This window comes from Mesorhizobium sp. M1A.F.Ca.IN.022.07.1.1 (genome assembly GCF_003997575.1).
GTDB lineage: Bacteria > Pseudomonadota > Alphaproteobacteria > Rhizobiales > Rhizobiaceae > Mesorhizobium.
Window position 1 is genome coordinate 1 of the sequence record NZ_RZST01000255.1, and the last position, 8953, is coordinate 8953.

The following is an 8953-nucleotide window of genomic DNA, read 5'->3' on the forward strand; positions in this document are numbered from 1 at the left end:
ATCTTGCCCCCGATCGCCGCGAGAAGCTCGCCCGGCTCTTCGCCGTCGTTCGGCGCTTTGCCGAGGAGCAGAATATGACCGAAAGGCAGGACCCCTCCAAGATCGTCGCCGGGGCCAGCGTCGCACCGGCCAGGGAGGCGATTGCCCCGTTGCCGATGCTGGCCGCCGTGACGGAGTTCAAGACGCCGGTGGAAGAGGAGGCACGGGAGAGGGCGCTCGCCGCTCGAGACTTTCGTCTTCATCGCGCCGCGCTCGCCGAGACGGCGACGCGCATCTGGCGCGATCCAGCCGGAGCCGTCACCAAGATCGAGGAGCTCATCGTGAACGGCTTTCCCGGTGGGCGGATCGCGGCGGCCGTCAGCAACGATCCCGGCGCCTATGGCGCGTTGCGTGGAACCGATCGGATGATGGATCGCCTGCTCGCCGCAGGCCGGGAACGGAAGGAAGCGCTTCAGGCCGTGCCGGAAGCGGCGAGCCATGTGCGTTCACTCGGCGCCTCCTTTGCCGCCGCTCTCGATAGCGAAACCCGGGCCATCACGGAAGAGCGCCAGCGCATGGCGGTTGCCATTCCCGGTCTATCGCCGGCGGCGGAGGACGCGCTCAGGCAACTGACGGCGGCCAGGAAGAATGTCGCCAAGCGAGACCTCGCTCCAGGTTCGATCGATCCTCGCATTGCCCAGGAATTCACTGTGGTCAGTCGGGCGCTCGACGAGCGTTTTGGTCGCAACGCACTGCTGCGCGGCGAGAAGGACGTCATCAATCGTGTGACGCCGGCGCAGCGCAGCGCTTTTCAGGCGATGCGGGATCGGCTGCAGGTCCTGCAGCAGACGGTTCGGACGCAGAGCAGCCAGGAGATTATTTCGGAGCGGCAGCGCCGCGTCGTCGACCGCGTCCGCGGCGTCACCCAATGAGCATTTTGGAAAAGGAAAGCGCTTGGCCGAATAGAAAAGCTCCTCCGATGCGATCGTCCACTTCGAGATCGCCGTCGGTATCCGCTTGGCATCATTTGCTGTTCAGCCGACGGGAAAGCCGGACGCCAGTTCCCGCTCCATTCTCTGAAATGAATTCGATCCCTGCTGCCTCTAATGCCTCAGCCAGGGCTTGAAGCGTTGTTTGTCTCGGGATCGTCTGAGAACTCTCAATTCTGGCAAGCGTACGAACGGTCAGGCCCGATGCATTCGCCAAATCCTCGATGCCGTGCTCACGGAAGGGCGATCGTCGGAAGACGATGCTGAGTTTCCTTGGTCGCAGATCCGGTCTGCGCTCAATGATGTGATCCAGATCGGACAAGTACCGGGGTACATGCGTCCGAACTGGCCGGCTACGTCAAAGGTCGGGTGCGCCATTTGCGTCTCAGACAGAGCGGAGGGGAGCACATCATGAAGAAAAAGCCGCCGGTCATCTCTGGCCTGGGCGCCGGCAGATCTGCCTGAAAGGCATGCTGCCACCCGGGTACCATTCGACGCCGGCGCCGGGAACGGTCGTGGACGCCGACAGGGTGCCTTGCAACAAGGTCCGAACGCCATAGAAGGTGGCCAGGTCCTGCGCGTCGACTCGGACGTGCAGCCCCTCAGCCGAGGGCCTCAAGATCGCACGGGCGTCGCCGAAGTCGAGCAGCTTGTCGGCGGCTGTTGCCCTGATCGACTGGCAGAAATCGCGAGATTTGGCGCAGACTTGTTCCACCACCCATTCGGCGCGCGGGAGCGGCACAAATGCCTCGGCGACGTGTTTGAACATGGACATCTCTCCAGGATCCAAGCCCCCCAGAGAAAGACGAGAATTGGTCGCTATGTCGTCCGCCTAGTGCCGACAGCTCCCTGGCGGCGAAATGACACTCTAAGCATTAGTTCCCTTCGGCCACCGGTAAATGTTGATTGAGGACGAAGGCGCGATAGGATACGAAGTCTAGCGAAACGGAACGAAACCAGAGTCTGTAAGTCATTGCTAAAGAACGGAAAGTTATTTCTCCCTCCGCCGAGTGACGGGAGTGATTTTAAAGAAGTATTCAAACGATTAGCCGCGGCCGGTGCAGGTCGGCCATTGGGCAAAGATGGGTTTCCTGCAGGTCCATGGACGCCCGAGCTTCTTGCAGAGGCGATTTCCCAGATTGATTCCAACCGGGCAGGGATCGATCTGCGAACGGTGCAGCTCTGGTTTCAAGAGAACGAGAAGGGAATTAGCACTGCCAACATTCGTTGGCTGGCGAGGGTTTTTGGGTGCGATGATCCGGTGGCGACTAGGGAATGGCAGGTGGAGCTTAGTGCGGCGCAATCGCGATTAACGGCCAAGAGACGAGAATGGAAGCGAGCGGGAAGAGGCGATGCGCTGGCGGTTCCAGATGTGGCACGTACTGCCACGTTCAATGATGAGTCAGAGTCCCCGGCAGAGCTGCCCCGGGTTACTGACGCCAAGGGGCCGAGGCGCCGTTTTAGTTTGGCGAGGAGATCGGAGGCGATTTTTAGTCACGGATCTCCCCTGAATTTACCGGCGTCGGTGTTTGCAGGTGTCACCGCTCTTGGGTTTTTGTCTTATATCACGGGGATTCACAACGTGACATATGGCCGGGCGGATGGCGTCGTCAAGCAGGTTGGGTTCCTGTGGGCAGCGAATTGGATGCTCGTCTTCATGGCGTTTTTGCCGCTGTTTTTTGTCTTCGTGGCCGAACTCGTGACCTTTTGGAAAGATGAGGGGCGCGCAAAGCTGATAGCGCAAGGCGACCGGATGGAAAGCGACGATGCCTGGGCGCGCAACGTAGAAGCTTCTTCGTATGCATATTGGGCGGTTTTTTTGATTTGTGTCCTGTTCGCCGGTCTTTTTCAGTGGATCGGCGTGTCATTGATCCCGTTGATGAAAGGTGGAGGCAACTATGCGACGGATTGGGGCTCGTTAGCGAATGTGCGCCCTGAGGTCATATCAGTGCCGATGGCGGTTGTGTTCACAGGGCTCGCTTATCTATACATGTGTCTGTGCTTTTGGCTGTTCTTCGTAGGTCTCATTTTACTTTATACGGTGATCCATGATCTTTGGAGAATTGGCGAAGCAGCGAGTAATGGGCCGAGGGTGGATTATCAACATGAGCTCAACAACACCCGTCTCAGGGTGATGCGTGGGGTTTTTCGGTGTACTGTTTTAGGACTTCTGATCGCCATAGTCATGAAGCTCCAGAGCGCTTACCTGACATCCCGTGGAGAGAATATCGTGGCATGGTTGGTCGGCGATATGTCTTCGGCCTTCTATGGGCGCAATGATATGAGCGCCGGAATCAGCTTTCGTAGGCCAACGCATTACAGCAGCCTTCTTATCGCTATTTCGACCTGTGTTGTATTTCTGTATGGATCCATCCGCTTAGGTGTTGAACGTCGGTTTGGTATGCCTTTGTGGAGGATGTCGGCGGTCGTAGCGCTACTCGTCGCTGGCTACTTGCTGATCGATGCATTTGCTAGCTTTTCGATCCTTCTGGGCGTTGGAGTGCTACTTGGGATTTACGGCCTAATTGATCCTGGGTTTGGGCAATGGCGAGCGAGTGAGTTAGGAAAAAATCAGAGTGTATCATAGTTGGCTGGATCGTTGGGATGAGCGGCGGGCGCGACGCGGTGAGGAGGGAAAGAAAACAACGGATTTCGCCCTTGACGCGGACCGCGCCTTTCCAGGTGCCAAGAAGATAGCAAGTATTGAGGAGTTTTGTGTCCTTGCGGACCAGGCCTTGGCTGATCCAGCCTTTTTCGATGAGCCGAGTGGGGGCGATCAGGGTTTTGAAAGGGAAGATGGGTGGCTAAAATTCCCATCGGGCATTTCTACTGAAATCGAAGAGAACAATGTCGTCTGGGCGAAAATCACAGAGAGCCGGTCGTTCGATCAGGCGATGGTGATTTTTCACCATTGGAATGCAAGCTCACGGAATCGTCAGATTGCCAACTTTTTCTCGCAGCGTGGCATCACGGTTGTCGAGATTGCTATGCCTTATCATTTCGAGCGCAGCCGTCCCGGCTCCGTCCACGCCGATTATATGCTTAGCCCTAATCTCGGTAGAACGATCCAATCTATCAGGCAGGCAGTATGGGATGGGCGAAAACTCATCCGTTGGTTGAAGAGCGAAGGCTATCGTAACATTTCGGTTCTCGGTATGAGCTTAGGTTCTTGGGTCGCAGGGTTGATCGCTGCGCACGACTCAGCGGTGTCAAAAGCCTCGTTGTTTCTGACGGCGGGGAGTCTGGCGGATATGGTTTGGACGGGTCGCGCGACACGATTGATACGCGATAGCCTTGACCCTGAGATTGAGCTGACCGATCTCAGAAGGGCTTGGGGTCCACTTAACTTGGAGAATTATGCGCATAGTTTGGCACGGCCTGATCTCGATCTTCACGTTGTGTTGGCTAAGAGAGACAAAGTGGTGTTGCCAGAACTATCGGAGAGGTTCATGCAGCGGCTGAAGACCGCCGGAGCCAAGCCAATTATTCTCAAATTAAATTGTGGTCACTATTCGCTCGCTATGCCGCCTTATATTTTGTTGGTCGGAGTGAGCTTGAAGCGGTTTCTATCGCGTGCGACTTGGCGGCCCGACGATGGCCGTCCATTCACTAGAAAGTTCTGTTAGTGGCCTTAGAGTGTCATTTCGCCCAGCAAGAATTGACTATAAGGTGCGGGCTTTGGATGCGCGCTTCGTCTATCGTACTAGGAAAATTTCTGCTTTTGAGCACAAAACGAATTATATACGCCATGTCATGTCGTGTCGCAACCAAGTTCGGATGTCGCGCTGCCAGCAAAGTAGAAATGTCGCCAGAGTCTGCTGAAGGGCAGGGCGTTGCAAGCGACAGTGCCCTCCATGGCGCCGTGGTGAGCGCCCGATCGGGCTCAGCTGGTCGGGATTGCAGAGCCTGATCGGGTGCGGCTCAAGCTTGGCTCCCCGGCTTTAGCTTTGAGAGCTGGCTTCATTCGGCAGCAGGCAACCCAGTCAGTGCCCGTTCTCGCCGCGCGATCACCTCTGGATCCTTCGTGAAATCAGTCCGTCTTCCCGCCTTCGTCCCGCGCTTCCTGTAGGCGTTCTGCTCGCTGTTCGTCTTGATCTTCGGCGCGGGCCGCGCCTCATCCTGCTGGGCCCTGATCCAGGACAGGACCTCGCCGAGCCGCTTGTTCTCAGTGATCGCTGTGTGCGTGACGCGCTGCTCCTTGTCGAAGACTGTATAGGGGAGCGAGCACGCCTTCCAACGAACGTCCAGTCGGCCGTCGGCGAACTCGTGGATGTCGACGTATTTGCCGACCAGTCCGCATGAGATGTCGTTCTTCTCGAGCATGATCTGCCTGCGCTCGTAGGAGAATGACAATTGCTGACCGACATAACGCTGCTCACGCTTGCACAGCACGTCACGCAGCCGATCCGGCGGCATGTTCAGGGCGCGGTGCAGATTGTCCGGCCGGGCAGGGACCTTGGCGAACTTCTCGTTGAAGTCGGCTGTGAAGGCCGGCAGGAAAACGTTGGCTTCTTCAATACCCGAAATGCCAGCAAGGCGCAGTTCCTTCACAAGCCGGTCCTGCAGCGTCCGATTGACCCGTTCGACCCGGCCCTTGGCCTGGCTGGAATTGGCACAAAGGATCTCGATATTGAGCTCGGACAAGGCACGTCCGAACTGCGTCATGCCGCGGCCGGCACGAGCCTCGGCCTTCGCCACCCGAAACACCGTGTGCTTGTCGGAATAGAACGCCACCGGGCAGCCGTGTGCCTTCAGATAGAGCTCCAGCGCCTCGAAATAGGAGAACGTGCTCTCCGACTTCACAAAACGAAGTTGCTGAAGTTTGCCAGTCGCATCGTCGATGAAGACGAGCAGGGTGCATGGAGCGCCCCGCTCCTCGAACCATCGATGCTCGCTGCCGTCGATCTGGACTAACTCGCCGTAGGCTTCGCGGCGTAAACGTGGCTGGTGGAATGTCCTACGATGCTTGCGCGGCAACCAGATTCCAGCCTCAGCCATCCATTTGCGCAGCGTCTCGCGCGACACCGTCACACCATGGTCCTCGGCCAGCTTCTCGGCCGCAAGCGTCGGCCCGAAGTCCAGATAATGTTCGCGCACGAGCGATAGAGTGAAATCCCGAATCCCGTCGACAATCTGATGGTTCGAACTTGTGGCGTAGTCCCGAAGCTCCGTCGACCTGAAGCGTCTTCAAAAGCCTCTGCACCTGGCGCCTGGTCAAACCAAGCACATGTGCCGCTGCGATGGTCGTCATCCGTCGATCAGCAACTCTCGACAGCACCTCTATGCGTTGAAGCTCGCGTTCGCTCATCAAAACCAATCCCACCAGCTGTCTCCCTCAAAAGCAGCGCCCGGGAGAATGGCATCCAGCAAAGGGGAAGCGACATTCCTACTTTGCAGAAGTGGGACATTTTAACTTTGCGCCTACATGTCGAAGTTGCATAATCTATCTTATGGAACAACCTAACGCATTGAAATAAAAGAGAATTTCCATCTCATTCCCTTAACAGCCGGATGTCCAGCTCGAATTGCTCGACGCGCGCGATCTGAACCGCTGCGGCCGCAGAGTGGCGTGTATTGATAAGGACATTGCGGTCCGGACTATCCGCGATCGGTACGATTGCCGACGGAACAAAGAGCAGCGCGGTATCATTTGCGGTAAGCCATTCGTCGCCAAGGCGCTGCGTCATTGCTTCCTGCCGGCGCCAATCAGCAGGAAGGTTATCGATGGTTCGATGCGAGGAAGGGGTCTCATCCGCGACATCGTACATTACCATGCCGAGCGCCGGCAGTAGCGCGGGGTCTTCAACGTGGACGAGCTTCTCCAGGATGCAGAGCCAGGGCGACGTGGAGGCGTAGGTGACTGGATGCCCGACCGTATTCCAGCGGCCATCGAACAGCAGGCCGTAGCCGCCGTCCATCGCATTCGCATACTGGAGGCTCGAAAGCCGCCACAACCGCATCAGGCGGCGGCGCCCCAGGCGATCTTCCCGAGGATGGTTTCCACGACGCGGGCGCCGGCCTCGGTCTGGGCGACGCTCAAAGGCGTCTCGCCAGCCAATTCGCCGAGCTCCTTACGCAGCCACCGATTGGCCTTTGCTGCATCCCCAAAGGTCTCTTCCGCCAGCGCCTGGATGCGAACCAGTCTCACGGCGCGGTCGGACTCTTCCACAGTCAGCGGCTGGTTCTTCTCGGCGCGATGGCGACGGGTGCGCTGCGGGATTACGAAGCGCTCGATCTCCTGCTCGCTGAGGCCGGCAAGCGACAATCCCTTCAATGTGGCCAGTGGCAATCTGCGACGGACGATCATGGCGAGATCTGCCTGAGAACGAACATCTGTTCCCAGCACGCTCGGTCCCCCGAGCTTGCGTGAAACCTCTTCAATGACAGCAATGGCAGTGGCCATAGTTCGACTTCGGCAATGTGCCTACAAATTTAGGGCATATTGCCGGAAAATACAATGGCTGGATGGCTGATGCACGCCACTCAGCCCAAAAACCAATCCCGAACGGGTGAAAGCCAGCTTTCGACCGCTTTATAGACGCCGACCAGCCACGTCTCCATAGCACCCAGCTGATGCCCGAACAAAATCAATGGGCCGATGACAATCAGAGCCAACAGCGCGAATCCCACAAAACCATCCGGGCCCTCAGACCTGTCGTCAGGCGGCGGAAGCGGCTTGATGTGCCAATGCTGCCTCATGGTCCTGGTCTAATGTTCCCGTTCGTCGCGCTCGCGGTCGTGCCGCTCATCGATTTCACGCTCCAGTTCGCTCAAGCGCGGAACCTGCTGCTGTGGTGGATCCGCCCGATACTCTTCATTCAACTTCGCCGCACGGCTGCCCGGTTCAGACAGTCCAGATGTAACCCGTACGTTATCGTAACGTTCCTGTTCAGCTTCCGCTCTGCGCCGGCTCTCCATGTGGATTTCATTGTTCAGATCGTGTCTGATCGTTGCCATATCGCGGATGTGGCCGTTGCCGTCGATCGCGGCTCGGGCAGCCTCCCGCAACAGATCGGCGTATCGGGTGTCTGCCTCGCTCAATTTTGCGATCCGGGTGTCACGCTCGGTTTCTGTTTCGGCAAGGCTCGAAGTGTGTGGATGGCTGTCGCGATTTTCCGGCTCGTAAAGGCGACGAGCGGCGATCCTTGCGGCGTCGATGCGGGCGAACAATTCGTCACCGGCTCGCACCATCTGCTCGTCATGCTGTCGTGCAGGGAGATTCATTGTAGGATCGTACATGTCGATCGCCCGCTGGGAAGCACGGTGCTGAGCCTCCTCCTTCAGCGCCTCCTGCAGGTTTTCCTCGCCCTTTGATTGTTCGTAGAGATAGGTGTTCCCATCGAGTGCTTCCCGGGCGTAGCGTTGAAGCACGGCGTCATATCGATTTGACTCCGCAAGATAGTCAGCGCGGATGGTTGCACGCTGGTCATCGGATAGGTCACTGCGGGAATACTCGTTCGAGAATCTGGTCGTGGCGCGCTCAAGCGATTGGGCGGCAGCATCATACCCGGCCAAGATCTCATCGCCTTCACTCACAGCCCTTTCGCCATGGCGATCGATGGCACTGTCAAAGAGATCGTCCCGCAAGACGCGTGCCTCGCCATCGAAGCGCCCCCAATCTGGGTTATCTTTCACCTTTCCATCTACTGTGCCGTCAGCACTGGCCCGCTCCGCCATCTGGAACTTGACCCATCCTGCGGAGGCCGCGGCGCGTCCCGTTCGCCCTGACCCTCCTGTGGAGCAGCCTCGAGACGCTCGGCCTGAGCCTGTCGCTCCGAAAGCTCCAGATACTCGCGACGGATTTCCACCACCTCGCGTGCCGTCGCGGCAATCTCGTCGAAATCCTTTTTCTCGACCGACTCGATGGCGGCCTCGACGGTTGCGAGCACTGCTTCGACGCGCTTTTCATAGGCTTCGAATTCCGTTCGTGTCATCGAACGCATGGGCATCCCTCCAGCTGCGACCAATTTCTCTAACTCCATCAT

The 8953-nt window shown here is 57.9% G+C and carries 10 protein-coding genes and 1 pseudogene; 3 read left to right on the top strand and 8 right to left on the bottom strand.

Features of this window, described 5'->3' with window-relative positions:
* On the top strand, positions 1 to 911 hold a 911-nt coding region (locus EOA75_RS23530; protein WP_164747519.1), incomplete at its 5' end, for a BID domain-containing protein.
* A gap of 91 nt (positions 912 to 1002) precedes the next feature.
* On the opposite strand, the gene EOA75_RS35805 is transcribed toward EOA75_RS23530, so the two are convergent.
* Together EOA75_RS35805 and EOA75_RS23540 are read right to left on the bottom strand one after the other, a co-directional pair.
* Positions 1003 to 1290: a helix-turn-helix domain-containing protein gene (locus tag EOA75_RS35805; protein ID WP_348628675.1), complete on the bottom strand. Its 288-nt coding sequence runs from the start codon at positions 1288 to 1290 to the stop codon at positions 1003 to 1005.
* 108 nt (positions 1291 to 1398) lie between these two features.
* Entirely contained in the window at positions 1399 to 1737 is a 339-nt protein-coding gene (locus EOA75_RS23540; RefSeq protein ID WP_245466713.1) for a hypothetical protein, read from the bottom strand.
* 204 nt (positions 1738 to 1941) lie between these two features.
* On the opposite strand from EOA75_RS23540, the gene EOA75_RS23545 reads away from it, so the two are divergent.
* Both EOA75_RS23545 and EOA75_RS23550 read left to right on the top strand, forming a co-directional pair.
* Positions 1942 to 3555, top strand: a complete 1614-nt coding sequence (locus EOA75_RS23545) for a hypothetical protein (protein WP_127325287.1) — start codon at positions 1942 to 1944, stop codon at positions 3553 to 3555.
* Positions 3545 to 4594: a dienelactone hydrolase-related enzyme gene (locus tag EOA75_RS23550; protein WP_127325288.1), complete on the top strand. Its 1050-nt coding sequence runs from the start codon at positions 3545 to 3547 to the stop codon at positions 4592 to 4594. The genes EOA75_RS23545 and EOA75_RS23550 overlap by 11 nt, the downstream gene beginning before the upstream one ends.
* A 334-nt stretch (positions 4595 to 4928) precedes the next feature.
* Here EOA75_RS23550 and EOA75_RS23555 read toward each other — a convergent pair.
* The 6 genes and pseudogenes from EOA75_RS23555 to EOA75_RS23575 all read right to left on the bottom strand — a co-directional run bounded on the left by EOA75_RS23555 (position 4929) and on the right by EOA75_RS23575 (position 8911).
* A pseudogene (locus tag EOA75_RS23555) lies at positions 4929 to 6291 on the bottom strand (ISNCY family transposase).
* A gap of 169 nt (positions 6292 to 6460) precedes the next feature.
* Positions 6461 to 6928: an RES family NAD+ phosphorylase gene (locus EOA75_RS23560; RefSeq protein ID WP_127325289.1), complete on the bottom strand. Its 468-nt coding sequence runs from the start codon at positions 6926 to 6928 to the stop codon at positions 6461 to 6463.
* The gene (locus EOA75_RS23565; RefSeq protein WP_127325290.1) at positions 6928 to 7371 is read right to left on the bottom strand and encodes an antitoxin Xre/MbcA/ParS toxin-binding domain-containing protein; all 444 of its coding nucleotides are present in this window, start codon (positions 7369 to 7371) and stop codon (positions 6928 to 6930) included. Before EOA75_RS23565 ends, EOA75_RS23560 begins: the two co-directional genes overlap by 1 nt.
* A gap of 80 nt (positions 7372 to 7451) precedes the next feature.
* Complete coding sequence (locus EOA75_RS34165) at positions 7452 to 7667, bottom strand: hypothetical protein (RefSeq protein ID WP_164747520.1); 216 nt, start codon at positions 7665 to 7667, stop codon at positions 7452 to 7454.
* A 9-nt stretch (positions 7668 to 7676) separates the two neighbouring features.
* Positions 7677 to 8645: a hypothetical protein gene (locus EOA75_RS23570; RefSeq protein WP_127325291.1), complete on the bottom strand. Its 969-nt coding sequence runs from the start codon at positions 8643 to 8645 to the stop codon at positions 7677 to 7679.
* Positions 8612 to 8911, bottom strand: a complete 300-nt coding sequence (locus EOA75_RS23575; RefSeq protein WP_127325292.1) for a hypothetical protein — start codon at positions 8909 to 8911, stop codon at positions 8612 to 8614. The genes EOA75_RS23570 and EOA75_RS23575 overlap by 34 nt, the downstream gene beginning before the upstream one ends.
* Positions 8912 to 8953: the final 42 nt, after the last annotated feature.